Source organism: Ruegeria sp. SAZA006 (genome assembly GCF_059613465.1).
The window spans coordinates 181,671-207,358 of sequence record NZ_JBXWSO010000006.1 but is presented as its reverse complement, the minus strand read 5'-3'; the positions used below and the strand labels follow the sequence as shown (position 1 = coordinate 207,358).

Here is a 25,688-nt window from a genome sequence, read left to right as displayed (position 1 = left end):
ATCGGTCGGGCCACGGTCAACGAAAGGAATTGGAATATGTTCAACGCTTTGGTGATGGAAAAGGACGAGGAAAGCGGACTGGCCAGCCCGGTGATCAAGCAGATCTCGGAAGATGATTTGCCGCATGGTGAAGTGCGTGTGGCCGTCGAGTTCTCGACCGTCAACTACAAGGATGGTTTGTGCATGTCGCCCAAGGGCGGCGGTTTGGTGCGGAATTACCCGCATGTGCCGGGGATCGATTATGCCGGAACGGTCGAAGAGTCCTCGGACGACCGGTACAAACCCGGTGACAAGGTCGTGCTGACCGGTTGGCGCGTGGGTGAGGCACATTGGGGCGGATACGCCCAGAAGGCCAGCGCCTTGGCCGATTGGCTGGTCCCTCTGCCCGAGGGGTTGAGCACGCGCCAAGCCATGGCCGTGGGAACTGCCGGTTTTACCGCGATGCTCGCGGTGATGGCGCTCGAAGATCACGGTTTGACGCCTGACCGCGGGCCGGTTCTGGTAACCGGTGCAGCCGGGGGCGTCGGCTCGGTTGCCACTGCGATTCTGGCCAATCTGGGATATGAAGTTGCGGCTGTGACCGGGCGGCCTGAAACCGAAGGCTATCTGAAGGCGCTTGGCGCCACGTCGATCGTGCCGCGTGACGAGTTGAACGAAACCACCAAACGTCCGCTGGAAAGCGAAACCTGGGCTGGCTGCGTTGATGCTGTCGGGGGCGCAATGCTGGCGCGCGTACTGGGCCAGATGAAGTATGGCGCCTCGGTGGCAGCGGTCGGTCTGGCCGGTGGCGCGGGCCTGCCGGCGACCGTCATTCCGTTCCTGCTGCGCGGCGTCAACCTGTTGGGAATCGACAGCGTGATGCAGCCGTTCGACAACCGACTGCGGGCTTGGCAGCGGGTAGCTTCGGATCTGCCGATGGACAAGCTGGAAGCGATGATCCAACCCGCCACTCTGAATGATCTTCCGAAGTTGGGTGCCGACATCCTCAACGGTCAGGTCAAGGGGCGCGTGGTCGTTGACCTGAACGCCTGAGGCTTGGTTTTTTCTGTGCCAGACCGGCCCGCCACAGGGCCGGTCTTTTTTGTCCGGGGGATCGGTTTTTTCGCGGAAACAACTCTGGTCATTGCCACATTTCCTGATCATGATTGCTATACATCCCAGGTGCGATGGCGTAAGAGCCATTCCAACATCACCTGAAGACGGGGAGTGAGCAGCATGTCTGACGATTTTGAACTGGACACCGATGATCTGAAACGCCGCATGGATGGCGCGATGGCCAACCTCAGAACCGAATTCGCGTCGCTGCGCACCGGACGTGCGTCGGCTTCGATGCTCGAGCCGGTTATGGTGGATGCGTATGGGTCGATGACACCGATCAACCAGGTCGGCACTGTAAACGTTCCCGAGCCGCGTATGGTCACCGTGAATGTTTGGGACAAGGCTTTGGTCGGCAAAGTGGAAAAGGCGATCCGGGAAAGCGGACTGGGCATCAACCCGCAGCTGAATGGCACGATCATAATGCTGCCGATCCCCGAGCTGAACGAAGAGCGGCGCCGCGAGCTGGGCAAAGTGGCCGGGCAATACGCCGAACACGCCCGCGTTGCCATTCGCAACGTGCGCCGCGATGGGATGGATCAGATCAAGAAAGCCAAGGCCGACGGCCTGTCGGAAGACGATCAGAAGTTCTGGGAAACCGAGGTTCAGGAACTGACCGACCAGATGATCAAGGCCGTCGATACGGCCCTCGAGGCCAAGCAGGCCGAAATCATGCAGGTTTGAGCGCAAGCCATGCCCGCTGATCCCCAAAACGAGCCCCCCTGTGGTCCGCGTCACGTGGCCATCATCATGGATGGCAACGGTAGGTGGGCCCAGGCGCGCGGCCGGCCACGCCTGTACGGACATCACGCCGGTGCCCGTCGGGTGCGCGAAGTGGTCGAAGCCTGTCCGGGGCTGGGGATCAAGTACCTGACGATTTTTGCCTTTTCGACGGAAAACTGGAAACGGACCCAGGTCGAGGTTGCCGGTCTGATGAGCCTGTTCAAGCGCTACATCATTAAGGAAACCCGTACCTTGGCCCAAAACGGTATCCGCGTTCGATTCATTGGCGACAGGGTGCGGCTGGATGCCAAACTGATCGAGTTGATGGACACGCTGGAGCGCGAGACGGCCGAAAATGACCTTGTCCACCTGACCGTCGCTCTCAACTATGGTGGCCGGGACGAAGTGGCGCGGGCAACCAAGCGGCTGGCGCGGGACGTTGCCGCAGGCAACCTGCGACCCGAAGATGTCGACGAGGAAACGCTGCCCAGATATCTGGACACGCGCGTCCTACCTGACCCCGATCTGGTCATTCGCACCAGTGGCGAGGCGCGGATATCGAATTTCCTTCTCTGGCAATCCGCTTACTCGGAATACGAATTCATCGACACGCTCTGGCCCGACTTCACCGCGGCCGAGCTGGAACGGCTGTGCAAGAGCTTCGGGTCGCGCGAACGCCGGTTCGGAGCAGTTCCGGCATGACGGACGGCCGATGGTCCGACCTGACCACCCGGGTGTTGTCTGCCCTGGTACTGGTCGCTATTGGAGCGGTCGAGGTTTGGCTGGGCGGACTATGGTTCGAGGCATTTGTTGCTGCCGCGTGTGGTCTGATGACCTGGGAACTGGTTCGCATGATCGATTCCGATCGGGTGGGCGTCGCGGTTCAGTTGGGAATCCTGACCGGCGTTGCCGTCATGCTTAGCTATCATGTGCCACCGCTCTACAAACTGCCCTTTCTGATCGCACCCGCACTGGTCGGGGCAGGGCAGGTCTCGCACTCGCGCGGGATCTACGTGCTGTTTGCCATGTGGATTGCCTGTGCGGGTTACGGGTTCATCCAGATCCGCGAGACGATGGGGTTTGGCTGGATGGTCTGGCTGATCCTGGTCGTCGTTGCCACGGACGTAGCTGGTTACTTCGTGGGAAAGACGTTCGGAGGCCCGAAGTTCTGGCCGCGCGTCAGCCCCAAGAAAACCTGGTCGGGCACGGCGGGCGGCTGGGTGGCGGCCGCGCTGGTGGGCGCAGCCGTTGCCGCGTATGCCGGGTTTGGCTACCGGTTTGTTTTGGTTTCGGTCCTGGCCTCGATGGCCAGCCAAGCCGGTGATATCGTGGAAAGCGCTGTCAAGCGGCGGTTTGGGGTCAAGGACAGCTCGAACCTGGTGCCGGGGCACGGCGGTTTTCTGGATCGATTTGACGGCATGATGGGTGCATCGCTGATGGTTCTGATCGCGTCACTGGTCTATTCGCCCGGGGAAATCTGATGCGAAAGGTTTCGATATTCGGCGCGACCGGATCGATCGGCCAGAATACGATCGATCTGATTGCGCGGGCCCCGGAGGATTACAAGGTTGTCGCCGTCACCGGCGGGGCGAATGTCCGGCAACTGGCGCAGGACGCCCGCCGGCTGGGCGCTGAAGTGGCGGTAACCGCCTTTGACCAGAATCTGGACGATCTGCGCGATGCTTTGTCCGGCACCGGGATCGAAGCCGCCGCCGGCTCAACCGCGCTGATCGAAGCGGCTGCTCGCCCGGCGGACTGGGTCATGTCCGCCATTGTTGGCTCGGCCGGTTTGGCGCCGGGGCTTGAGGCTTTGAAGCAGGGCGCGACCCTGGCCTTGGCGAACAAGGAAACGCTTGTGTGTGCCGGCCCGCTTGTTCTGGAAACCGCGGAACGCCATGGCGCGCGTCTGCTGCCTGTCGACAGCGAGCATTCGGCGGTCTTTCAGGCGCTTGTGGGTGAAGACATGGATGCGGTCGAACGCATCATCATCACTGCCAGCGGCGGTGCCTTTCGCGACTGGCCGGTCGAGAAGCTGGCCGGCGCTACGGTCGAGCAAGCTTCGAGCCACCCAAATTGGGACATGGGCCAGCGGATAACGATCGACAGCGCCTCGATGTTCAACAAGGCGCTGGAAGTGATCGAGACCAAAGAGTTTTTCGGGATAAACCCTGACCGTATCGAGGTTGTGGTTCACCCGGAGTCCATCGTGCATGCTCTGGTCGGTTTTCGCGATGGCGCAGTGATGGCGCATCTGGGCGCGCCTGATATGCGCCACGCGATCGGCTATGCACTGCATTGGCCAGAAAGGCGAAACCTGCCGGTGCCGCGCCTGGACCTGGCCAAGCTGGGTCAGCTGCGTTTTCGTGATCCGGACCCGGCGCGTTACCCGGCCCTGGGGCTGGCCCGCGAGGTCATGCAACGCGGTGGCCTGTCAGGCGCGATCTTCAACGCCGCCAAGGAGCGTGCGTTGGATCATTTCATCGGTCAACGCATCGGCTTTCTGGACATGACCGACGCCGTGGCCGCCGTTCTGGACCGCTTCGACGATGCAGGCGGCCTTATTGATGCCCCTTTGACCCTTGATAACGTCCTGAAAACGGACCATCTCGCACGTCAATGGGTGGATGACGCCGTACTACGAAGAGCAGGATAGAATTTTGGACATACTCTCGCTGATCCCGCAATTTGGTGGGCTGGTCTATACGATTGCCGCATTCGTCGTGGCGCTGTCCGTCATCGTGGCGGTGCATGAATACGGGCATTACATCGTTGGTCGCTGGTCGGGGATCCACGCCGAGGTGTTCTCGTTGGGGTTTGGTCCGGTGCTTTGGAGCCGAATGGACAAACGCGGCACCAAATGGCAGATCGCTCTGTTGCCTTTTGGCGGTTATGTGAAATTCCTGGGCGATGCCAATGCGGCCTCGGGCAAGGACACCGAGACGATGGCCGAAATCACCACGCAAAGCCCCGAAGAATTGCGTCGGACGATGCATGGCGCACCGCTTTGGGCGCGGACTGCCACGGTTGCGGCCGGTCCGGTCTTCAATTTCGTTCTGTCTATCCTTGTTTTCGGCTTGATCTTCTGGTCGCAGGGCGTGACCCGCGAGCCACTGACGGTCGGATCTCTGAAACCTCTGCCAGGCACTGTGCAGGAGCTTCAGGAGGGGGACGAAATCGTTGCGATCGCCGGCATTCCCACGCCTGATTTCGATCAGGAGGGGGCCTGGACCGAGTTTACCGAGGCTCTGCCGGTGCAGCCGGTTCTCGAATACACTGTCATCCGCGACGGCCAGACCCTCGACGTGTCGGCCCCGTGGCTATTCCCGCCCTTGATCCAGCAGGTCGCCCCGCGCAGCGCTGCCATGGATATCCAGTTGCAGGCGGGCGACGTCATCACCTCGGTTGATGGCGACCCGATTTTTGCCTTCGAACAGCTCAAGGAAAAGGTCGAAAGCTCGGACGGAAAGGTACTTTTGCTGGATGTCTGGCGCGACGGCGCCGAGTTGGAATTTGCACTGGCGCCGCGTCGCACGGATGAACCGCAGGCGGACGGCGGCTTCAAAACCGAATGGCGGATTGGAATCGTCGGCGGCATGATGCTGGTGCCGGCGACCGAACCCGCAGGTCTCGTTGACTCCCTGCATGGCGGAGTTATCCAGACCGGCCGCATCATCGAGGGGTCGCTGTCCGGCATATGGCACATGGTCACCGGTGCGATCAGCACCTGCAACATGTCCGGACCCATTGGTATCGCGGAAACCTCAGGCGCGATGGCGAGCCAAGGGGCACAAAGCTTCATCTTCTTCATCGCGGTTCTGTCCACTGCTGTAGGCTTGCTGAACTTGTTCCCAATCCCCGCATTGGACGGGGGACACCTCGTTTTTTACGCCTATGAAGCCGTCGCAGGGAAACCGCCCAGCGACCGGGCTTTGCAGCTGTTGATGGCGGTGGGCATCTCGCTGATTCTCAGCCTCATGATCTTCTCGGTAAGCAACGACTTGTTCTGCTGATTGTGGCGGCATTGACGCGTTGCGGTCGCAAAATTGCCTCAATTCAAACCTATTTTGTTTGGGGTAATTTTGCCGAGACATGCAATTAAGCGGGCTGTGACCAATGACCAAGGCGGGCTGTGACCAATGACCAAGGCATTGCGGAATTCCTACCGAGGCTTCAGTTTCCTGTTCGTGTTGAACTGGGACGCGTTGCTCAGCTTTGGGCTGACCGCTCTGGCATTGGCCGGTGCCGCATATCTGGCCGGCATGTGATTCCCCATACCCAGCTGAACGAGCCGAGCGCGACCGATCCGGTCGCGTTTTTCGTTTGTGCTTTTGACAAGGCCCACCAGAGCGGCTACTCAACTTCTAAAGTCCGAAATTCTAGGTAGAGACAAAAATGGCTTACAGGAGAGGCGCGGGCACATCCTGCGGTACTGCGCAACCGCACGGCAACATTTTGTGGCGAGCACTAACGATTTTTTTCCTCTTTGCGGCAATGAGTTTTACGGCGGTACCGCAAGTCGCCCAGGCCCAGACCTACACGATTTCGTCGTTCGATGTTCAGGGCAACCGTCGCATTGAGACGTCCACCATCATCGCCCGGACTGGAATCACACCCGGCCAGTCAGTCACTGCGGGCCAGTTGAATGACGCCTACCAGCGTTTGCTTGACAGTGGTGTTTTTGAGACAGTCGAATTGACCCCGCGCGGGAATACTCTGGTGATCGAGGTCGCCGAGTATCCGACGATCAACAAGATCAGCATTGAGGGCAATCGCCGCGTCAAGGACGACGTGTTGATTCAGGCAATCTCGTCGCAGCCGCGCCGGGTGTTCACGCCGCAGGTCGCGGAATCCGATGCCGACAAGATCGCCGAGATCTACTCGGCGCAAGGTCGTGTGTCGGCCACAGTCATTCCGCGGATCATCCGCCGCAGCGACAACCGGGTGGATCTGGTTTTTGAAATCGCCGAAGGCACCACGATTGAGATCGAGCGCGTCAGCTTTGTAGGAAACCGCGCCTATTCTGACCGTCGTCTGCGCCGTGTCCTTGAATCCAAGCAGGCCAACATCCTGCGCACCTTCCTGCGCGGTGACACATTCATTGCCGACCGCATCGAATTCGACAAACAAGTTCTGCGTGATTTCTACCTGTCGCGCGGCTATGTCGATTTTCGGATCAACAGCGCCAATGTCGAGTTCACGCGAGAGCGTGACGCCTTCTATCTGGTGATGAACATCACCGAAGGTCAGAAATTCTCGTTCGGCAACATCTCGACGGTCAGCGAAATCCCGGGCGTTGATGCGGCCGAGTATCAGAAGGCCCTCAAGATCAAACCTGGTGTCACGTATTCGCCGACGCTGATTGAGAATTCGATCGCTCGGCAGGAGCGTCTTGGCCTAAAGCAGGGCGTCGACTTCCTGCGCGTTGAGCCGCGTGTGACCCGCAACGACCGTGACCTGACGCTGGATGTTCAGTTCGTGCTGACCAGAGGCCCGCGCATCTTTGTCGAACGGATCGACATCGAGGGCAACACGACAACTCTGGACCGGGTCATTCGGCGCCAGTTCGACACGGTCGAGGGTGACCCCTTCAACCCGCGCGAAATCCGGCAGAGCGCCGAACGTATCCGGGCCTTGGGTTTCTTCTCGGTCGCGGATGTGGAAACCCGCGAAGGGTCCAGCCCCAGCCAGGTGATCGTGGACGTGGATGTGCAGGAGCAACCGACCGGTTCACTGGCGTTGGGCGGCAGCTACTCGGTTTCCGACGGTTTCGGGATCGCCATCCGGCTTGAGGAGCGAAACTTCCTCGGGCGCGGTCAAGAATTTGGCCTGACGCTGTCGACAGCGCAGGATTCTGAGCAGTACGTCATCAACTTTGCCGAACCGTATCTGTTGGGCCGTAAACTGCGTTTCGATCTGGGCTTTGGTCTTTCGAGAACCAATTCCAGCTTTGCCAGCTATGACACCAAGAGTGTGTTCTTCAATCCGCAGATCAGTTACGCAATTGGCGAACTGTCCTCGTTGCGGCTGCGGTACAACTGGAACAAGTCCGAAATGTCGCAACAGGACGACGAGGTCAACGGGGCAGTCATCGCGTCGGAAATCGCGCAAGGCAAGCGTTCGACAAGCTCGCTGGGGTTGGCCTATGTCTATGACAGCCGACTGGGCGGCCTGAACCCGAATGCAGGTGTTCTGTTCGAGGTCGGTGTGGACGCGGCTGGCCTTGGTGGAGACAACAAGTACTTCAAGACCTCGACCCGGGCGATTGCCCAGACAAAGGTTCTGAACGAGGAGATGACGCTGCGGGCGTCATTTGAGGCCGGCGCGCTCCATTGGCAAGGTGACGACTTCAGCCGGGCAATTGACCGTTATGTTCTGGGGCCGTCAACGTTCCGTGGCTTCGAGCCGGCCGGTATCGGCCCTCGTGACCTGTCGAACGGGCAGGATGATGCGATCGGCGGCAACTACTACTGGGTCGCCCGGTTCGAGTCGGACTTCCCCTTGGGGCTGCCCGAGGAACTGGGGCTGCGCGGCGGTGTGTTCTATGACATCGGCAACCTGTACAACATCAACAATGTTGATACGACAGGTGCCAATATCGTCGGCGCAGACGGCTCAATCCGTCAGGTCATCGGCGTCTCGCTGCTTTGGGATACGCCGTTCGGTCCGCTGCGGTTCAACTTCTCGCAGGCCGTGAAGAAGGAAGACTTCGACAAAGAGCAGAACTTCGACTTTACTATTCAGGCACGGTTCTGACGTCCATGATCAAGACGATATCGAAGTTTGTACAGGGCCCGTTACGGGCCCTGTGTGTTTTGATCTTCCTGGTGGTGTCGCTCCCAGTGGCAGCCCAGCAGTTGGGGGTTCCGCAATCCGGCGTGCTGACCATCTCAAGCGACCGGATCTTCACCGAGTCAGCATTCGGGCGACGGGTTTTTGAAGAGATCGAAGCAGAAAGTGCTGCGCTGGCCGCTGAAAATGAACGCATCGTTGCCGAGCTGAGCCGCGAGGAAAAAGAGCTGACGGAAAAGCGTGAAGTTCTGAGCCCTGAGGAGTTCCGCCCGCTTGCAGAAGCATTCGACCGAAAGGTCCAGTCTCACCGCGAGGGGCAACGCGCGAAACTGGATGCTCTGGCCCGCCGCAGTGACGAGGCGCGCAATCAGTTCTTTGAGTTGGCGCAGCCCGTGCTCATCGACCTGCTTCGTGAAACTGGCGCATCGCTGATCATCGAACGATCCAACGTGTTTCTCAGCTCTGACGCCTCGGATGTTACGGCCATCGCCATCCGCAGGATCGACGCGGCCATCGGCGACGGATCGCAGCTGGAAGAGGGCGACAAGCCATAGCGTGGCTTGCCCTTGGGTACGGGTATTGCTAACCACGCGTGAACGAGACCTCGAGAACAGGACATCCTGAAAATGACCACGGAAACCAAGAGCGCCGACATTCAGCTGATCCAGCGGATCCTGCCGCATCGCTATCCGTTCCTGCTGGTTGACAAGGTGGAAGAGATTGACGGCTATCAGTCGGCGGTTGGTATCAAGAACGTCACCATGAACGAGCCACATTTTCAGGGCCATTTCCCCGGAACGCCGATCATGCCCGGCGTGACCATCGTCGAAGCGATGGCGCAAACCGCAGGTGTTATGCTGGGCGTCGGCATGGATGTCATCGACAGCGAGCTGCTGATCTATTTCATGAATATCGACAAGTGCAAATTCCGACGCAAAGTGGTGCCGGGTGACGTGCTGAAAATGCATGTCGAAACCGTGCGCGGCAAGAAGGGCGGCAAGATCTTCAAGTTCAGCGGCCGCGCGACCGTTGACGGCGAAGTGGCGGCCGAAGCCGAGTTCTCGGCCTATGTCGATTGGGATATGGAAAAAACAGCATGAGCCGAATCCATCCCAGCGCGATCATCGAAGACGGCGCTCAGATCGGCCAGGACTGCGTAATCGGCCCGTTCTGCCATGTGGGGCCACAGGTGCGTTTGGGCGACCGCGTCGAGCTGAAGTCGCATGTGGTTGTCACCGGCGATACCTCGATCGGTGACGACTGCGTCATCTTCAACTTTTCAGTGATTGGCGAAATCCCGCAGGACCTCAAGTTCGGGGGCGAAAACACGCGGCTGGAAATTGGCAAGCGAAACCGCATCCGGGAACACGTTACGGTCAATACCGGCACCGAGGGTGGCGGCGGCGTCACTCGCATCGGCGATGACTGCCTGCTGATGGCCGGGGTCCATGTGGCCCATGACGTACAGATCGGCAACCGGGTGATCATGGTGAACCATTCCGGCGCCGCCGGCCACTGCATCATTGAGGATGACGTGATCATCGGCGGCATTTCCGGTTTGCATCAATGGGTGCGCGTGGGCCGCGGCGCTATCATCGGTGCGCTGACCATGGTGCCCAACGATGTCATCCCTTACGGCCTGGTTCAGGCCTCGCGTGGCGAATTGGAGGGGTTGAACCTTGTCGGCCTGAAACGCCGTGGCGTTTCCCGTGCGGACATTTCGGCCCTGCGTGCGGCCTTTCGCGAACTGTCCGAAGGCGAGGGTACCTTCATGGACCGCGCCAAGCGTCTGGGCGACAGCACAGACAGCGACTATGTGCGTCAGATCGTGGAATTCGTGACGGGCGAAAGCGATCGTTCGTTCCTGACACCAAGGAAATAGGATCATGCTGGCGCTGATCGCGGGAACAGGGGTTTTGCCGGACGAACTGGTTGCGCACCTGCCGGAACGCCCCTTGGTTTGCGCGATGGAGGGCTTTCAGCCCGACACTTTGACGCCAGACGTGACCTTCCCGCTGGAGCAGTTGGGCAGTTTTGTTGCCGAGCTCAAAGCGCGCGGCGTCACAGATGTATGCCTCGCAGGTGCCGTCCGCAGGCCAGACATAAACCCCGCCCGAATTGATGCGCAGACCATGCCCTTGGTTCCGATCATACAGCAGGCGCTGGTGTCGGGCGACGACGGAGCCTTGCGGGCGGTGATCGGCATTTTGGAGGACGCCGGACTGCGCGTGCGGGCCGCACACGAGATCGCTCCGGACCTGTTGCCTCCTCTCGGGTGTCTGACCCAGGCACAGCCGACCGAGGCGGAGCTGGGCGATGCAAACCGGGCCGTGGGTGTCCTGCGGGCCATGGGGGCAGCGGATATCGGACAGGCTTGCGTTGTTCACAAAGGCCAGGTTCTGGTTGTCGAAGGGGCCTTCGGCACGGCCTGGATGCTGCAATCGCTGGCCGCGCGCCCGGATGCGGGCGGTGGTATTCTGTTCAAAGGCCCCAAGCCGGGCCAGGACAGACGTGCCGATCTGCCTGCCATCGGCCCCGACACAGTATCCAGCGCCGTTGCGGCCGGTTTGTCCGGCATCGTTATCGAAAAGGGTGGGGTGATCGTGTTGGACCGGCCCCAAGTGATCGCGGAATGCGACCGCCTGGGCTTGTTCCTGCACGTACATGAGCGGGCCGTCTGATGCGCGTTTTTCTGGTCGCCGGTGAACCGTCGGGCGACCGTCTGGGCGGTGCGCTGATGGAGGGGTTGAAGACCCTTGTTCCGGATATCGAATTCGACGGGGTCGGCGGGCCGCTGATGCAGGCTCAGGGACTGGTCAGCCGCTTTCCGATGTCCGAGCTCAGCGTGATGGGCCTGGTGGAGGTTCTGCCGAAGTTCTTTCACCTCAAGCGCCGCATCGCCGAAACAGCGCAGGCCGTTCTGGACACCCAGCCGGACGTTCTGATCACCATCGACAGCCCCGACTTTTCGCTGCGCGTGGCCAAGCAGGTCAAGGCGCGCAGCAGTATACGAACCGTGCATTATGTCGCGCCCAGCGTCTGGGCCTGGCGCCCCAAGAGGGCGGACAAGATGGCCAAGGTCATCGACCATGTTCTGGCCCTGCTGCCGTTCGAGCCACCCTATATGGAAAACGCCGGAATGGAATGCGATTTCGTCGGCCACCCGGTGGCCAGCGAGCCGGTTGCAACCGAAGCGCAGATCGAGCAGTTCCGCGCCGATCACGGTCTTGGCGACGCGCCGATCCTGCTGGCCTTGCCCGGCTCGCGCCGGGGCGAAGTCGATCGGCTGGCGCCCGTATTCGGCGCGGCGCTTGCCTTGTACCTGAAGGACCGCCCCGACATTCGGGTGGTAGTTCCGGCGGTCGCGCATGTGGCCGATACCGTGGCTGCCCATGTCCGGTCCTGGCCGGGCCAGCCGGTCGTGGTGGACCCGCGCAACATCGACACGGATCAGGCGGTGGCCACCAAGCGTGCGGCCTTTGCGGCCGCCGAGATCGCCCTCGCCGCGTCCGGCACGGTCTCGCTGGAACTGGCGGCCCAGTCCACGCCGATGGTGATTGCATACAAGCTGACCTGGCTGACCCAGAAGATCGCCGAGCGCATGGTCAAGCTGGATACGGTCACGCTGGTCAACCTTGTGTCCGAGACCCGAACGGTGCCGGAATGCCTGCTGGATGACTGCACGCCTGAAGCCATCGCCGCCGCGCTTGGCGCGGTGTCTGCCGCGCCGGGCGCGCAGGAGCAGGCCATGGCCGTCACGATGGAACGTCTCGGCCGGGGTGGCGAAGCGCCCGGTCTACGCGCCGCGCGTGCGGTGTTGGAGCGGATGACGCCGTGATGCTGGACTATGCGGTCTTTGCGGCCTCGGCCTTCATGGCGCAGGTGCTGACCAATCTCGACAACCTCATGGCGCTGGTCGCCCTGATGATCGTCACTGGTCCGCAACGCGCCGTTCTCGGGTTTCTGCTGGCACAAGGGCTGGTGATCGGCGCGGCTTTCCTGCTGGCGCTGGGGGTCGAGGATGTGGTGCCGCACTGGGCTGGCTACCTCGGTGGCATCCCTCTGGGCTTGGGGCTTTTCGGGGCCGTTCGACAGCTTCGCGGAGTAAATGCCCAGGACGCACCCGCTGTACCCGGCAGCGCCTCGGCTCTGGTGACAATGCTGTTGTTCACAAGTCTTTCGATGGACACGTTTGCGGTCCTCGCCCCCTTGCTGGCCGACTCGACCCCCGATTTCCGGCTGGCAGGTGTGCTAGGGGCTGGTCTCGCCGCGCTCTCTCTTGCGGGTGTGGGGCTGATCGGTGGGCGCGCCCAGATCATGACGGGGCGCCTGGCGCAACGGTTGGAGTACCTCGTGCCTTACGTCATGATCTGCGCCGGGCTTTATATCCTCAGCAATTCGTGGACCGACGCGGTTCAGTAACCGCGCCAGATCCAGCCACCGCCAAAGATGCGGCTGCCCCCGGTTTCATAGAACACGCAGGCCTGCCCGGGCGAGACACCTTCCTCGGGGGTCAGCAATTCGACCTCGGCGGTGGTGTCGGTCAGCGGACGGATGATCGCCTCGCGCGGGGGGCGGGTCGAGCGGACCTTGACCGAAACATGCCATTCGTTTTGCGAGGTGAAGGGTTCGTCGCCCAGCCAGTTGATCTCGCGTACGGGGATGGTGCGGGTGGCCAACAGTTCCTTGGGGCCGACGACAACCTGCTTGCGATCAACGTCCAGCTTGACGACATAGAGCGGCTCACTGAGCCCGCCGATGCCAAGGCCACGCCGCTGGCCGATCGTGTAGTGGATCACGCCGTCGTGCTGGCCTAGAACACGGCCGTCGGCGTGAACGATCTCGCCGGGCTCGGCCGCACCGGGGCGCAGTTTCTCGATCACACTGGCATAGTTGCCGTTGGGCACGAAGCAAATGTCCTGACTGTCGGGCTTGTCGGCCACGCTCAGCCCGTATTGCGCGGCCATCTCGCGGGTCGCGTCCTTGGACGGCAGGTGCCCCAGCGGGAATCGAAGGAACTCCAGCTGCTCAGGCGTGGTCGAGAACAGGAAATATGACTGGTCGCGATTGGCATCCTCGGCGCAGTGCAGTTCAGGGCCATTGGGACCCATCTTGCGCTGGATGTAGTGGCCGGTCGCCATGCAGTCGGCTTCCAGATCCTTGGCGGTTTCCAGCAGGTCCTTGAACTTGACCCGCTCGTTGCAGCGGATGCAGGGCACCGGGGTCGCGCCGGCCAGATAGCTGTCGGCGAACTCGTCGATAACGGCGTCCTTGAATATGTTTTCATAATCCAGAACGTAGTGCGGAAAGCCGCGTTCCTCGGCCACGCGGCGGGCGTCGTGGATGTCGATCCCGGCACAGCACGCGCCCTTCTTGGCCAGCGCCGCTCCGTGGTCGTAGAGCTGCAGCGTCACACCCACCACGTCATAACCCTGATCCGCCAGATACGCCGCCACGACCGAGCTGTCGACACCACCCGACATGGCGACGACCACCCGCGTTTCCGACGGGGGTTTGGCAAAGCCAAGCGAGTTCAGAGGGGTCTCGGTGTCGAGGGCCATGGGCTGTTCCAGTCCGGGTTAAGAAAGACCGGCAGAATATAGGAAAATTCTACGCACTCTCAAGGGGCGGTTTCACCGCGCATTAAGTAGACTGCCGTCAGCTTTGTGGCACCAGAAAAAGGGTCGAAAGATGTATTTGCACAAAGTTGAGGGACCAAGGTCAGTTACCCTGCCGGATGGGTCTGTTTTGTCCCGAGCGGATTTGCCGCCTGCGGATACGAAACGCTGGGTCGCATCAAGAAAGGCCATTGTCGTTCGAGGCGTGCTTTACGGATTGATCTCCTTGTCGGACGCCAAGAAACGATACGGCCTGAGTGACGAAGAGTTCAACACATGGGTGTCTGCGGTCGCCGAACACGGAATCGAGGCCTTGAAAGTGACGGCGCTAAAAAAATATAGACAACCTAAAGGCGAAAGCGAATAAATGATTCAACGGTAACGTCAGATTAACCATTTGTGATCAGGGTTAACCCGAACTGGAATAGTTGACCTGAATTGGAGCAGTGCAATGCGAATTCTTCTTGTCGAGGATGATCCGACCACGTCCAAAAGCATCGAGCTGATGCTGACGCATGCCAACCTGAACGTGTATGCGACGGACCTGGGCGAGGAAGGCATAGATCTGGCCAAGCTGTATGACTACGATCTGATCCTGCTTGACCTGAACCTGCCGGACATGAACGGACATGAAGTCCTGCGTCAGTTGCGCATTGCAAGGGTTGAAACGCCGATCCTGATCCTGTCCGGAGCCGACGACACTGAAAGCAAGATCAAGGGCTTCGGTTTCGGGGCCGACGACTACCTGACCAAACCGTTCCACCGCGAGGAGTTGGTGGCGCGAATCCATGCGATCATCCGCCGATCCAAAGGTCATTCGCAATCGATTATCCGAACCGGACGAATCGCGGTCAATCTGGATGCCAAGACGGTCGAGGTTGACAATCAGGCGGTGCATCTGACCGGCAAGGAATACCAGATGCTTGAGCTTCTGAGCCTCCGCAAGGGCACGACCCTGACCAAGGAAATGTTCCTGAATCACCTTTACGGCGGCATGGACGAGCCGGAACTCAAGATCATCGACGTTTTCATCTGCAAGCTGCGCAAGAAGCTCAGCAATGCCACAGGCGGCGAGAACTACATCGAAACGGTGTGGGGCCGAGGATATGTATTGCGCGACCCCCAGACGGACACGGTGGAAAGCACTCGCTTGGCCGTCGGCGCCTGAAAATCTGACCCATCCGCCACCGCGGTCCAGGGTGGCACTCGCATTCACGGCTCAGCACATCTGGACCTGACCATGACCTCGCCCTATCACTGGGGTCCAAGACGATGTGACAGGGCGAGGCCATGAGCAATTCGATTGCAGTAGAAGATCTGACCGAGGACCAGGCTCGAGAGGAATTGGCACGCCTTGCGGAACTCTTGCAGCAGGCCAACGACCTGTATCACGGCCAGGACGCGCCCGAGATCTCGGATGCCGAATACGATGCCCTGAAACTCCGGAATCTCGAAATCGAGTCGCGGTTCCCGCAGCTAAAGCGCCCCGACAGCCCCAGCGATCAGGTTGGTGCGCGACCGGTGGACGGTTTCGGTAAAGTGACCCATGCGGTCCGCATGATGTCGCTTGGCAACGCATTCGACGATGAGGATGTAGCAGACTTTGTTCGGTCCGTACGAAACTATCTTGGGCTGAGCGAAGAGGCGTCCCTCGAATTCACGGCCGAACCAAAGATCGACGGTTTGTCGCTGTCTCTGCGTTACGAGGACGGCGAACTGGTGCAGGCGGCAACACGGGGCGATGGTGAGGTTGGCGAAAACGTCACGGCCAATGCGTTGACCGTCTCAGATATCCCTCAACAGATCGCCGACGCGCCGGGAATTCTGGAGGTTCGCGGCGAAGTCTATATGTCTCATGACGATTTCGAGAAGCTGAATGCCAAGCAGGCAGAGGCGGGCGCGAAGCTGTTTGCGAATCCGAGAAATGCGGCCGCCGGTTCGCTTCGCCAGCTTGACCCAGAGGTCACGCGCGCAAGACCCCTGCGGTTCTTCGCCTATGCCTGGGGCGAAGTGTCCGAACCTATGGGAACCACTCAGTCATCTGCGTTGGATCGATTGAAGTCCTTTGGCTTTTCCACCAACGACCTGACTGCCGTATGCAGCTCGACCGCGCAAATGCTGGAGCACTACCGTGCAATCGAAGAGCAGCGCTCCACGCTTGGCTATGACATCGACGGCGTCGTCTACAAAGTGAACGATTTGTCGTTGCAGGCCCGTCTTGGGTTTCGCTCGACCACACCAAGATGGGCGATCGCTCATAAATTTCCTGCCGAACTCGCCTGGACCCGGCTTGAGGCGATTGACATTCAAGTTGGCCGAACCGGAGCGCTTAGCCCGGTTGCGCGGCTGCACCCGGTGACGGTTGGCGGTGTGGTCGTGTCCAATGCAACCTTGCACAACGAAGACTACATCGCCGGCCGGGATTCGAAAGGCGAGCAGATCCGCGGAGGCAAGGATATCCGGGTCGGCGATTGGGTGCAGGTGTACCGCGCCGGCGATGTGATCCCAAAAATAGCCGACGTCGACCTGAGCAAAAGGCCGGAACAAGCTGTCCCGTTTGAGTTTCCGACGAAATGTCCGGAATGCGGCAGCGACGCGATCCGCGAGGAAGGCGACTCGGTGCGGCGCTGTACCGGAGGGGTGATCTGCCCGGCGCAAGCGGTCGAGAAACTGAAGCACTTCGTTTCCCGCAAGGCGTTTGACATCGATGGTTTGGGGGCCAAGCAGATCGAAATGTTCTACAACGACCCGGATCTGCCGATCCGTACGCCGGCAGACATCTTCACATTGCAGAAGCGGGACGCTGCTAATCTGAACAAGCTGGCCAACCGAAAAGGCTGGGGCAGTCAGAGCGCCGCAAAACTCTTTGCCGCGATCGGGGAAAAGCGGACTATTCCGCTGGGCCGCCTTCTGTTTGCCCTGGGTATTCGACACCTTGGTGAAGCCGCCTCGAACCTGATCGCCAATCACTACGGCACGTGGGACGCGTTCGAGCAGGCTGTCACCGCCGCCAGCCAATTCAGCGGACCCGAATGGGATGAGCTGCTGAATATCGACGGCGTCGGTGAAGTCATGGCCCGGACCCTGGTTTCGACATTTGCTCAGGACGCGGAGCGCCAAAGCATCGATGCGCTGGTCGCCCAACTGAACGTACAAGAGGCCAAACGGCCGGATACATCGGGCAGCCCCGTCGCGGGAAAAACGGTTGTCTTTACCGGTACGCTCGAAAAAATGACCCGGGCCGAAGCAAAGGCCCGCGCGGAAGCCCTCGGGGCCAAAGTGGCTGGCTCAGTCAGCGCAAAAACGGACTATCTGGTGGCCGGCCCCGGCGCAGGTTCCAAGGCCACGAAGGCGGCAGAGCTGGGGATCGAAACCTTGGATGAAGACAGCTGGCTGCAGTTGATCGGGGACGTATGAGCGGCCGTCCAGAGCAACTGTACCCGCTTTTTGCAGGGCTCGAGACGCTGGATGGCATCGGTCCCAAGACAGCACGCCTGCTGGCGCAGACGGGGCTGGAAACGCCGCGTGATCTGCTGTTTGCATTGCCATACGCGGTGGTTGACCGGCGGCGGCGTGATACGATCCGGGGCGTGGATTTGCCCAAAACACTTACGGTGGAAGTCACCGTTGGCGCCCACCGTCCGGCGCACAACAGGGGCGGAGCCTATCGAATTTTCGTGCAGGACAGTCAGACCGATTTCCAGCTGGTCTTCTTTCACGCCCGGGCCGACTACCTGAAAAAGGTCCTGCCCGAGGGGGCGAGACGGGTGGTGTCCGGCAAGCTCGAACTGTTTGACGGAACTGCGCAGATGGTTCACCCAGACCACATTCTGCCGGTCGAGCAGGCGCATAACATCCCCGAGTTTGAACCCGTGTACCACCTAACCCAAGGTGTCACCCAGAAAACGGCCTACAAGGCGGCGCAAAGCGCGCTGGCACGCCTGCCAGATTTGGCGGAATGGGCGGATCCTGCACAGGTTTCCCGCCAAAACTGGCCGACCTGGGCCAATGCCGTCCGGGCGGCCCACACACCGCAAGGTGCCGATGACGTGGCGGCCTTTGCTCCCGCGCGCGAACGTCTGGCCTATGACGAATTGTTCGCCCATCAACTGACTCTGGCTCTGGCCCGCCTGCGGGAACGCAAAACACGTGGGACCATAAGTGTCGCGACCGGGGCGTTGCAGACCCGTGTAATGGATGCGCTTCCGTACAAACCCACTGGGGCTCAGTTGCGTGCGATACGAGAGATAACCGAGGACATGGGCGCTCCGACCCGAATGAACCGCCTGCTGCAGGGGGACGTCGGATCAGGCAAGACACTGGTTGCGTTCATGGCGCTTCTGGTAGCGGTAGAGGCCGGTGGTCAGGGTGTCATGATGGCTCCGACCGAGATCCTTGCGCGCCAGCATCTGGAGGGCCTTCGCCCCCTGGCCGAAGACGCCGGCGTGGTTCTCGAAATCCTGACGGGACGGGACAAGGGGTCCGAGCGCAGGGCGAAGCTGGCCGCGCTCAAGGCGGGTGACATCCAAATTCTGGTGGGCACTCACGCGGTTTTCCAGAACGATGTGGCCTTCCATGACTTGCGTCTGGCCATAGTCGACGAGCAGCACAGGTTCGGCGTCCGTCAGCGGATGGAACTCTCTGAGAAGGGGCAGGGGGCCGATGTTCTGGTCATGACGGCCACACCGATCCCACGCAGCCTTGCGCTTGCACAATATGGGGATATGGACGTCTCGGTCCTGGATGAGAAACCGCCGGGACGCAAACCGGTCAAAACTGCGATTGTCAGCACTTCGCGCATGGAGGAGGTGGTAGATCATCTGCGCCGCGCGATCAACGACGGCAAGCAATGTTATTGGGTTTGTCCGCTGGTCGACGAATCCGAGGTCTCCGACCTGACCGCAGCCGAGGAACGGTTCAAACACTTGCGGGCCCAGTTGGGTGACGGAATCGTCGGCCTTGTGCACGGACAGATGCCCCCGGCCGAAAAAGACGCGGCTATGGCCGCTTTTCAGGACGGGCGGACCAAGGTTTTGGTTGCGACGACGGTCATTGAGGTGGGGGTAAACGTCCCCAACGCCACGATCATGGTTATCGAGCGGGCGGAAATCTTCGGGCTGGCCCAGTTGCACCAGCTACGCGGTCGGGTCGGACGCGGGCATGACGTGTCAACCTGCCTGTTGATGTATCAAGCGCCGCTCAGCGAAGGGGGCCGAAGGCGGCTGGAAGTCTTGCGGGAAACCGAAGATGGATTCAGAATTGCCGAAACGGACCTCGAGATGCGTGGGGCAGGTGACCTGATCGGAACTGCTCAATCCGGTCTTCCCCGGTTCCAGATTGCCGATCTGGAACGACAGGCTGGGCTAATGGCTGTTGCCCAATCTGACGCGCGTGCGCTGCTGGCTTCGGATCCGAAATTGACCTCGGAACGAGGTCAGGCCGCCCGTGTTCTTCTTTGGTTGATGAAACAGGATCAGGCCATCCGTTTGATTTCAGTGGGTTAGCGGGTTGCGCGCAAAAAGTTCACAAATGTTCTCATAAAGTTCTTTACTGATCTCCGGAAATATGAGAACAAAAGGTCAACAAAGGATTAATTCCCGACCGAAGGTGAAACATGCTGACCCAGATCAAAAGTGCTTTCAGCCGTTCGCAAGCCACGCTTTTGCAGGATGCAGCCGGCGTGGCTTCGCTGGTTGTCATACTGATGGTGGCGCTTCACCTGCCCGTCGGGTTCTAAGCCTTTCTGCCTGCGATCTCGTGCCGATCAACCCGCGTATGTCATCCCCATTTCAGTCAAGGGTGACCTGCCTGTCCCAAACCCCTTGAAGGGGCCGTGCCTCGGCCCCACGCGGTGATCCGGACCCCACGCGAGAAACGCATCGACTGCCGCCGCCCTTTCCGCCCGGAAGGAGCGGCGGTTTTTTTTACAGTTGACCGGTTTTGAAGATCTCAAGCAGGGCTGACAGGACCGAGTTGACGGCCACTGAGGCCAGAATCATTCCCATGACCCGGCTGATGATTGCCGCCCCCGAATGACCGATCAGCCGGATGATTGGCTCGGCCAGCAGCATCAACACAAAAGCGCAGGCCAGTACGGACAGCATGACCAGCGCAGTAATGCCCTGGTCCGCCACGCTGTAGCGGTGGTTGTCGGTCAGAATGACGATGGCCAGCATCGCACCGGGTGAGGCCAATGACGGGACCGCCAACGGGAAGATCGCCGGGTTGTGCCTGTGCAGCTTGTCTTCCATGTCTTCTTCGGCCTGGCGCTGTTCGATTTCCTGTTTGCTTTCGCCAAAAATCATCGTCAGCGCGAACAGGAACAGGATGATCCCGCCGGCGACCTGAAACGAGTTGAGGCCGATATCCAGCGCCTCGATCAGCAATTGCCCAAAGACCAGAAAGAACAGAAGGATCCCGGCGCTGATCAGTGCGGCCAGCAGGGCAGTGCGCCGGCGCGCGGCGGCTTCGATACCCGCGGTGACGGCAATGAACACCGGGATGGTTCCGATCGGGTCGATGACGACCCACAAGGTTACAAAATGTTCCAGAAGGTTGTTCAATTGGCTTCTCCGTCAAATTGGTCAGGAGGTTAGCCGCCTTCGATTCAAAAGACCATGTTCAGGCGCAGTTGGCTTGTTCGGCCTTCTCGAAAGCCTCGGCGGTCGCGTCCAGCGCAAGCATGATCGACGCGTGCCGGTTCTTGTAATCGCGGGCGGGCCGCAGAACTTCCAACTCGCCAAACGGCGCATCCGGGGTAGGGCCATCACTCTTGAGCATGGCCGCCAACTGGTCGCGCGCGGTTTCGATTTGGGGGCGGGTTGCCCCGATGACCGATGCACCGACTACTGCCGCTGCTGCCTGACCCAGCGCGCAGGCTTTCACGTCCTGTCCGAAATCGGTGATCCTTCCGTCCCGCACTTTGATGTCCACGGCAACCGTCGAACCGCACAAGGGGGACCGTTTCTTGACGGTCGCATCCGGATCGTCCAACCGCTGCAGGTGCGGAATGTCGGCCGCCAGCGCCAGAATGCGCCCGGAGTAGAGCTTGATCAGGTCGGTTTCGCCGGACATGGGTTTCCCTCGGTGGCTGTTCCCCATACATAGTGGCCATGTTCTGGGATGCAAAAGGTTTTTGCGATGTCGCGCTCTGCTACGTTCGACCCGTCGACACTCAAATTCAATGAGGCTGGGTTGGTCCCGGCCATCGCGCAAGAGGAGAGCACCGGCGAGGTTCTCATGATGGCCTGGATGAACGCCGAGGCGATCCGAAAGACGCTGGAAACCGGGCGCGTCACCTATTGGTCGCGCTCGCGCCAGTCCTTCTGGATCAAGGGAGAAAGCTCGGGCCACGTACAAGAGTTGGTGGATTTTCGCGTCGATTGCGATAGGGATTGCCTGCTGGTTCTGGTACGACAAAGCGGCCCCGCTTGCCACACAAACCGCCGAAGCTGCTTCTACACCGCCGTCCGGGACGGGGAAGAGGTCGAATTGATGTCGCCGATGGTTTGACGGCGCCTAGCGGGCCTAAATACCGACCATTGCGCGGACGTCTTCGGGCGTCGCTCCTTCGGCCCGGTATTTTGCAATCGCCCTGGCGTCGTCTCGCTTGGCCAGCCGTTTGCCGGTGTCGTCCCGGATCAGTCGGTGATGGTGATAGGTTGGCGTCTCCAACCCCAACAAGCGCTGCAGCACCACGTGAATCCCGGTTGCGTCAAACAGATCCTGCCCGCGAACCACATGTGAGATGTTCTGGGCCGCATCATCCAGAACGACTGACAGGTGATAGGACGTGCCCATACCCCGCCGGGCGAGGACGACATCGCCAACGCCGTGCAGCATCTGTTCGTCCGACAAATCGATCCAGCCAGTCGCGCCATCCGGTCCGGCCCCGGTCTCGTGAAACCTCAACCCGGTGGCGTCCTTCGCGATCCGGCGCAGCGTTTCGGACATATTGAGACGCAGGGCCACATCCTCCGGGATCGCGGACTGCACCTGATGTGTCCATTTTTCACGGCATGTTCCGGGATATATGACGCCGTCAGGTCCGTGCAGAGGAAACCCTTCCTGCGGCGCACTGGCGGCAGCCGCGATATCCTTGCGATTGCAGGTGCACGGATATAGCAGGCCTTGGGACCACAGCCGGTTCAAGGCCTGCCGGTAGAGCGGCATACGATCGGATTGCCGCAACACAGGGCGAGGCCACGTCAAACCCAACCACGTCAAATCGTCATAGATCTGATCCTCCCAATGCTGACGCGAACGGGACTGATCGATATCCTCGATCCGCAGCAGGAACGTGCCGGAGTTTCGGACAGCAAGGTCGTACGCCAGCAAAGCCGAATACGCATGACCAAGATGCAATGGCCCGGTTGGAGATGGGGCAAATCTTGTGGTGAATTTCACGTCTTTTCAACGATATATACGTCGGACTTCAAGTCCAGCCCTGGCAGGTGCGGTCCGTGTTCGCGAAACAGAAGGCGCGCCGCTCCCATGTCCAGCCATTCGTTCAAGCGCCCGGTATAGCCGGGGTCGTCCAATGTATGGTCGTTGAACGAAAACGCCAGCAGGCCTCCTTTGGGCAAGACTTTCATCAGCATGTCGAATGTCTGCGGCGGCGCGGCGCCGGCGCCGATCACTCCGATCGCGGCGATAGCCTTGTATGCCCCCGTCTCCAAAGGGTTGGGATCGGTGATGTCGATGGCAGCAAGATTGCGGTAGACGCCCTTGGCGGCAGCACCTTTCAGCATCTCGGGTGTCGGATCGACGCCGTCGATTGCCCGATATCCGACCTTGTGCAAGGCGACACCGGACAACCCGGTCCCGCAGCCATAGTCAAGGATAGGTGTGTCCGGTTGCGGCAATTTGGACCACAACGCCTCGGCCACGCGGCCCGGAGTGGCATATCCGTGCTCGGCAACCTCATCTTCGTAGGAGGCCGCCCATTTCTGGTAATGCGCCTGGGTTTCCTGCGGCGTATTCAGATCATATGTGTTTTTGAGGAACTTCTCGCTCATGCCGTCAGTTTAGGCGCGTGGCCCGGTCTGCGTCCAGTCAGCTTTGCGTCAGCCACTGCTGCCATGCCTCCTTGGCGCGGTCGGTATAGGCCTTGTAGCGGTCCTTGCGACCGCGCCGTCCGCCCTTCAACCCGTTGACCGGCCGGAACAGGCCGAAATTCACGTTCATCGGCTGAAAGGTCTTGGCCTCGGCCCCGCCGGTGATGTGATGGATCAGCGCGCCCATGGCACTGTCCTGCGGAACCGGGGGCAGGGAGTGGCCCAAGATCTCGGCCGCCGCGAGACGACCTGCAAGCAGGCCCATCGCGGCGCTCTCGACATATCCTTCAACCCCGGTGATCTGCCCGGCAAATCGGATGTTCGGCTTGGATTTCAGGCGCATCTGCGCATCCAGCAAGGTGGGCGAGTTGATGAAGGTGTTGCGATGGATGCCGCCCAGACGGGCAAAACTGGCATTCTCGAGCCCCGGAATCATCCGGAACACCTCGGTCTGTGCGCCATATTTCATCTTGGTCTGAAACCCAACGATGTTGAACAGCGTGCCCAAAGCGTTGTCGCGACGCAGTTGAACCACGGCATGAGGTTTTACGTCCGGCTGATGCGGATTGGTCAGGCCCACCGGTTTCATGGGCCCGTGGCGGAGGGTCTCGCGCCCACGCTCGGCCATCACCTCAATCGGCAGGCAGCCATCAAAATAACCAGCTGTTTCACCTTCGTGGAACTCGGTCTTGTCCGCGGCCAGCAAAGCGTTGATGAAGGCCTCGTACTGGTCACGGTCCATCGGGCAGTTCAGATAGGCAGTACGCTCTTCCTCGGTCTCGCCCTTGTCATAGCGCGACTGCATCCACGCCTTGCTCATGTCGATCGTGTCAGCGTAGACGATCGGGGCAATCGCGTCGAAAAAGGCCAGCGCCTCGGCCCCGGTCTCGCGCTGGATCGCTGCACCCAACGCTGGCGAGGTCAGCGGACCGGTGGCAAATATCCAATGTCCATCGTCCGGAAGCTTGGTGATTTCCTCACCGGTGACGGTGACGCGTGGATGCGCCTTCAGCTTGGCGGTCACCGTTTCGGCAAAGGGTTCACGGTCTACGGCAAGAGCGCCGCCCGCAGGAAGTCGGTGGGCGTCAGCGGTGGTCATGATCAACCCATTGGCCGCGCGCATTTCCCAATGCAGCAAACCAACGGCGTTCTGCTCGTCATCATCAGACCGGAACGAGTTGGAGCAGACCATCTCGCCCAGGTTGCCGGTTTGATGCGCAAAAGTGCCCACTTTGGGGCGCATTTCGTGAATCACGACGTCCACGCCCATTTCGGCGGCCTGCCAGGCGGCCTCGGATCCGGCCATTCCGCCGCCAACGATATGCAATTTCTGTGTCATGTGCGTCCAAATAGGGCAGGTGGCCCGCGCGTGCAACGGCCAACGAAAACAGCCGCCACTAGGGCAGCAAAGCTATGAATTTATTGGGAAGTCTTGGGGTCGCCGCTGCGGGAATGTCTGCGCCGGTGAGAGAAACCAGCTTGGAGGGACCTTCCGCCCACGGCGACCCAAAAGATAGTGAAGGCCTCAGCCCTGTCCCAGCTTTGCCACAGAGATGCCCTTTTGAAAAGTGCAAAAATGCGAACAGTCGATAATTTTAGCCATAACAATTGCGTCATTGGGTCCAATTTGGTGAGCGTTTTTCGATAAATGCGGAAATACCTTCCTCGGTATCCCGGTGCAGCATATTTTCGGCCATTACGCCGCCGGTATAGGCATATGCCTGATCCAAAGGCATCTGAAGTTGCTGATAAAACGCCTGTTTCCCGATCTTTACCGCCGCGCCCAGTTTGGACGCCAACTGCTCGGCCAACGACAGGGTTTCATGTTCCACCAGCGTTTCCGGAACGACACGATTGACCAGGCCCAGCTCGGCGGCCCGCTCCGCCGGTATGAAATCACCGGTGGTCAGCATCTCAAACGCTAGTTTGCGCGGAATGTTGCGGCTCAGCGCCACCATCGGCGTCGAGCAGAAGAGACCGATGTTCACGCCATTGACGCCGAATCGCGTTCCTTCGGCCGCCACGGCCAGATCGCAGGTCGCCACCAGTTGGCAGCCGGCGGCCGTTGCAATGCCATGGACCTGCGCGATCACCGGTTGGGGCAGGGATTGGATCGACATCATCATTCGGGCGCAGCGATTGAACAGATCGGTGAAGTATGCCTTGCCGCCATCTTCAGCCTGCCGGCCCGCGGTCATCTGCTTGAGGTCATGACCGGCACAAAACGCCTTGCCTGCCCCTGACAGTATCACAGCGCGGATCGTGCGATCATCGCGCAGCGTATCCAATTCAGATTGCAGTGCCGCCAGCATTTCGTCGCTCAGCGCATTCAGCCGCTCGGGCGTATTCATTTTCAGATGAGCGATCGCGCCCGTGTCGTTACGTTCCAAAATTGCCATCTTGCCCT

At 60.3% G+C, this 25,688-nt stretch carries 27 protein-coding genes; 20 read left to right on the top strand and 7 right to left on the bottom strand.

All coding sequences use genetic code 11. The features are described 5' to 3' along the window. Nucleotides 1–36 precede the first annotated feature (36 nt). The 14 genes from acuI (at nucleotide 37) to AC2FNZ_RS08070 (ending at nucleotide 13,029) form a co-directional block, all read left to right on the top strand. A complete protein-coding gene (gene acuI, locus AC2FNZ_RS08135) occupies nucleotides 37–1,032 on the top strand; it encodes an acryloyl-CoA reductase (protein ID WP_170338698.1) in 996 nt (331 codons plus the stop codon). Nucleotides 1,033–1,215: 183 nt separating this feature from the next. Next, nucleotides 1,216–1,779 (top strand): ribosome recycling factor, encoded by a 564-nt coding sequence (gene frr / locus AC2FNZ_RS08130; protein WP_093962005.1) that lies wholly within the window; start codon nucleotides 1,216–1,218, stop codon nucleotides 1,777–1,779. Between the two features lie 9 nt (nucleotides 1,780–1,788). Then, entirely contained in the window at nucleotides 1,789–2,520 is a 732-nt protein-coding gene (gene uppS, locus AC2FNZ_RS08125) for a polyprenyl diphosphate synthase (RefSeq protein WP_170450047.1), read from the top strand. Beyond that, nucleotides 2,517–3,299, top strand: coding sequence for a phosphatidate cytidylyltransferase (locus AC2FNZ_RS08120; RefSeq protein ID WP_496840155.1), 783 nt, complete (start codon nucleotides 2,517–2,519; stop codon nucleotides 3,297–3,299). The genes uppS and AC2FNZ_RS08120 overlap by 4 nt, the downstream gene beginning before the upstream one ends. Beyond that, nucleotides 3,299–4,471 carry a 1-deoxy-D-xylulose-5-phosphate reductoisomerase gene (dxr, locus tag AC2FNZ_RS08115; protein ID WP_496840154.1) on the top strand — a complete coding sequence of 391 codons (1,173 nt, stop codon included), beginning with the start codon at nucleotides 3,299–3,301 and terminating at the stop codon, nucleotides 4,469–4,471. Before AC2FNZ_RS08120 ends, dxr begins: the two co-directional genes overlap by 1 nt. A gap of 4 nt (nucleotides 4,472–4,475) precedes the next feature. Beyond that, nucleotides 4,476–5,828: an RIP metalloprotease RseP gene (gene rseP / locus AC2FNZ_RS08110; RefSeq protein ID WP_496840153.1), complete on the top strand. Its 1,353-nt coding sequence runs from the start codon at nucleotides 4,476–4,478 to the stop codon at nucleotides 5,826–5,828. A gap of 126 nt (nucleotides 5,829–5,954) precedes the next feature. After that, nucleotides 5,955–6,083: a hypothetical protein gene (locus AC2FNZ_RS08105; protein WP_254920122.1), complete on the top strand. Its 129-nt coding sequence runs from the start codon at nucleotides 5,955–5,957 to the stop codon at nucleotides 6,081–6,083. A 127-nt stretch (nucleotides 6,084–6,210) separates the two neighbouring features. Next, nucleotides 6,211–8,571 carry an outer membrane protein assembly factor BamA gene (gene bamA, locus AC2FNZ_RS08100; RefSeq protein WP_496840152.1) on the top strand — a complete coding sequence of 787 codons (2,361 nt, stop codon included), beginning with the start codon at nucleotides 6,211–6,213 and terminating at the stop codon, nucleotides 8,569–8,571. An 86-nt stretch (nucleotides 8,572–8,657) separates the two neighbouring features. Then, nucleotides 8,658–9,161, top strand: coding sequence for an OmpH/Skp family outer membrane protein (locus tag AC2FNZ_RS08095; protein WP_496840150.1), 504 nt, complete (start codon nucleotides 8,658–8,660; stop codon nucleotides 9,159–9,161). Between the two features lie 72 nt (nucleotides 9,162–9,233). Continuing rightward, nucleotides 9,234–9,707 carry a 3-hydroxyacyl-ACP dehydratase FabZ gene (fabZ, locus tag AC2FNZ_RS08090; RefSeq protein ID WP_170339263.1) on the top strand — a complete coding sequence of 158 codons (474 nt, stop codon included), beginning with the start codon at nucleotides 9,234–9,236 and terminating at the stop codon, nucleotides 9,705–9,707. Next, the gene (lpxA, locus tag AC2FNZ_RS08085) at nucleotides 9,704–10,489 is read left to right on the top strand and encodes an acyl-ACP--UDP-N-acetylglucosamine O-acyltransferase (protein ID WP_170363500.1); all 786 of its coding nucleotides are present in this window, start codon (nucleotides 9,704–9,706) and stop codon (nucleotides 10,487–10,489) included. The genes fabZ and lpxA overlap by 4 nt, the downstream gene beginning before the upstream one ends. A gap of 4 nt (nucleotides 10,490–10,493) precedes the next feature. Continuing rightward, entirely contained in the window at nucleotides 10,494–11,288 is a 795-nt protein-coding gene (locus AC2FNZ_RS08080; RefSeq protein ID WP_496840148.1) for an LpxI family protein, read from the top strand. Then, nucleotides 11,288–12,445, top strand: coding sequence for a lipid-A-disaccharide synthase (gene lpxB / locus AC2FNZ_RS08075; RefSeq protein WP_496840147.1), 1,158 nt, complete (start codon nucleotides 11,288–11,290; stop codon nucleotides 12,443–12,445). The genes AC2FNZ_RS08080 and lpxB overlap by 1 nt, the downstream gene beginning before the upstream one ends. Then, the gene (locus tag AC2FNZ_RS08070; RefSeq protein WP_254920124.1) at nucleotides 12,445–13,029 is read left to right on the top strand and encodes a hypothetical protein; all 585 of its coding nucleotides are present in this window, start codon (nucleotides 12,445–12,447) and stop codon (nucleotides 13,027–13,029) included. Before lpxB ends, AC2FNZ_RS08070 begins: the two co-directional genes overlap by 1 nt. Here AC2FNZ_RS08070 and mnmA read toward each other — a convergent pair. Next, complete coding sequence (gene mnmA / locus AC2FNZ_RS08065) at nucleotides 13,023–14,168, bottom strand: tRNA 2-thiouridine(34) synthase MnmA (protein WP_093962017.1); 1,146 nt, start codon at nucleotides 14,166–14,168, stop codon at nucleotides 13,023–13,025. The two genes, AC2FNZ_RS08070 and mnmA, sit on opposite strands and share 7 nt — an antisense overlap. 130 nt (nucleotides 14,169–14,298) lie before the next feature. On the opposite strand from mnmA, the gene sciP reads away from it, so the two are divergent. The 5 genes from sciP to AC2FNZ_RS08040 all read left to right on the top strand — a co-directional run bounded on the left by sciP (nucleotide 14,299) and on the right by AC2FNZ_RS08040 (nucleotide 19,962). Further along, entirely contained in the window at nucleotides 14,299–14,592 is a 294-nt protein-coding gene (sciP, locus tag AC2FNZ_RS08060; protein WP_170338674.1) for a CtrA inhibitor SciP, read from the top strand. A gap of 84 nt (nucleotides 14,593–14,676) precedes the next feature. Beyond that, the gene (gene ctrA, locus AC2FNZ_RS08055; RefSeq protein WP_480721177.1) at nucleotides 14,677–15,393 is read left to right on the top strand and encodes a response regulator transcription factor CtrA; all 717 of its coding nucleotides are present in this window, start codon (nucleotides 14,677–14,679) and stop codon (nucleotides 15,391–15,393) included. A 122-nt stretch (nucleotides 15,394–15,515) separates the two neighbouring features. After that, a complete protein-coding gene (gene ligA, locus AC2FNZ_RS08050; protein WP_496840146.1) occupies nucleotides 15,516–17,642 on the top strand; it encodes an NAD-dependent DNA ligase LigA in 2,127 nt (708 codons plus the stop codon). Then, a complete protein-coding gene (gene recG / locus AC2FNZ_RS08045; RefSeq protein ID WP_496840144.1) occupies nucleotides 17,639–19,729 on the top strand; it encodes an ATP-dependent DNA helicase RecG in 2,091 nt (696 codons plus the stop codon). Before ligA ends, recG begins: the two co-directional genes overlap by 4 nt. A 110-nt stretch (nucleotides 19,730–19,839) precedes the next feature. Further along, the gene (locus tag AC2FNZ_RS08040) at nucleotides 19,840–19,962 is read left to right on the top strand and encodes a hypothetical protein (protein ID WP_254920125.1); all 123 of its coding nucleotides are present in this window, start codon (nucleotides 19,840–19,842) and stop codon (nucleotides 19,960–19,962) included. 187 nt (nucleotides 19,963–20,149) lie between these two features. On the opposite strand, the gene AC2FNZ_RS08035 is transcribed toward AC2FNZ_RS08040, so the two are convergent. Together AC2FNZ_RS08035 and AC2FNZ_RS08030 are read right to left on the bottom strand one after the other, a co-directional pair. Next, nucleotides 20,150–20,788, bottom strand: a complete 639-nt coding sequence (locus AC2FNZ_RS08035; protein ID WP_093962021.1) for a MarC family protein — start codon at nucleotides 20,786–20,788, stop codon at nucleotides 20,150–20,152. A gap of 58 nt (nucleotides 20,789–20,846) precedes the next feature. After that, nucleotides 20,847–21,299: an iron-sulfur cluster assembly scaffold protein gene (locus AC2FNZ_RS08030; RefSeq protein WP_496840143.1), complete on the bottom strand. Its 453-nt coding sequence runs from the start codon at nucleotides 21,297–21,299 to the stop codon at nucleotides 20,847–20,849. Nucleotides 21,300–21,347: 48 nt separating this feature from the next. Between AC2FNZ_RS08030 and hisI the strand changes: the two genes are divergently transcribed. Continuing rightward, the gene (hisI, locus tag AC2FNZ_RS08025) at nucleotides 21,348–21,737 is read left to right on the top strand and encodes a phosphoribosyl-AMP cyclohydrolase (RefSeq protein ID WP_496834238.1); all 390 of its coding nucleotides are present in this window, start codon (nucleotides 21,348–21,350) and stop codon (nucleotides 21,735–21,737) included. Between the two features lie 15 nt (nucleotides 21,738–21,752). Here hisI and gluQRS read toward each other — a convergent pair whose 3' ends face one another. The 4 genes from gluQRS to AC2FNZ_RS08005 form a co-directional block, all read right to left on the bottom strand. Then, nucleotides 21,753–22,631 carry a tRNA glutamyl-Q(34) synthetase GluQRS gene (gluQRS, locus tag AC2FNZ_RS08020; protein WP_496840142.1) on the bottom strand — a complete coding sequence of 293 codons (879 nt, stop codon included), beginning with the start codon at nucleotides 22,629–22,631 and terminating at the stop codon, nucleotides 21,753–21,755. Further along, nucleotides 22,628–23,242: a class I SAM-dependent DNA methyltransferase gene (locus AC2FNZ_RS08015; protein WP_170432707.1), complete on the bottom strand. Its 615-nt coding sequence runs from the start codon at nucleotides 23,240–23,242 to the stop codon at nucleotides 22,628–22,630. Before AC2FNZ_RS08015 ends, gluQRS begins: the two co-directional genes overlap by 4 nt. A gap of 37 nt (nucleotides 23,243–23,279) precedes the next feature. Continuing rightward, complete coding sequence (gene trmFO, locus AC2FNZ_RS08010; RefSeq protein WP_496840140.1) at nucleotides 23,280–24,620, bottom strand: methylenetetrahydrofolate--tRNA-(uracil(54)-C(5))-methyltransferase (FADH(2)-oxidizing) TrmFO; 1,341 nt, start codon at nucleotides 24,618–24,620, stop codon at nucleotides 23,280–23,282. A gap of 274 nt (nucleotides 24,621–24,894) precedes the next feature. Continuing rightward, the gene (locus AC2FNZ_RS08005) at nucleotides 24,895–25,680 is read right to left on the bottom strand and encodes an enoyl-CoA hydratase (protein WP_496840139.1); all 786 of its coding nucleotides are present in this window, start codon (nucleotides 25,678–25,680) and stop codon (nucleotides 24,895–24,897) included. Nucleotides 25,681–25,688 lie beyond the last annotated feature (8 nt).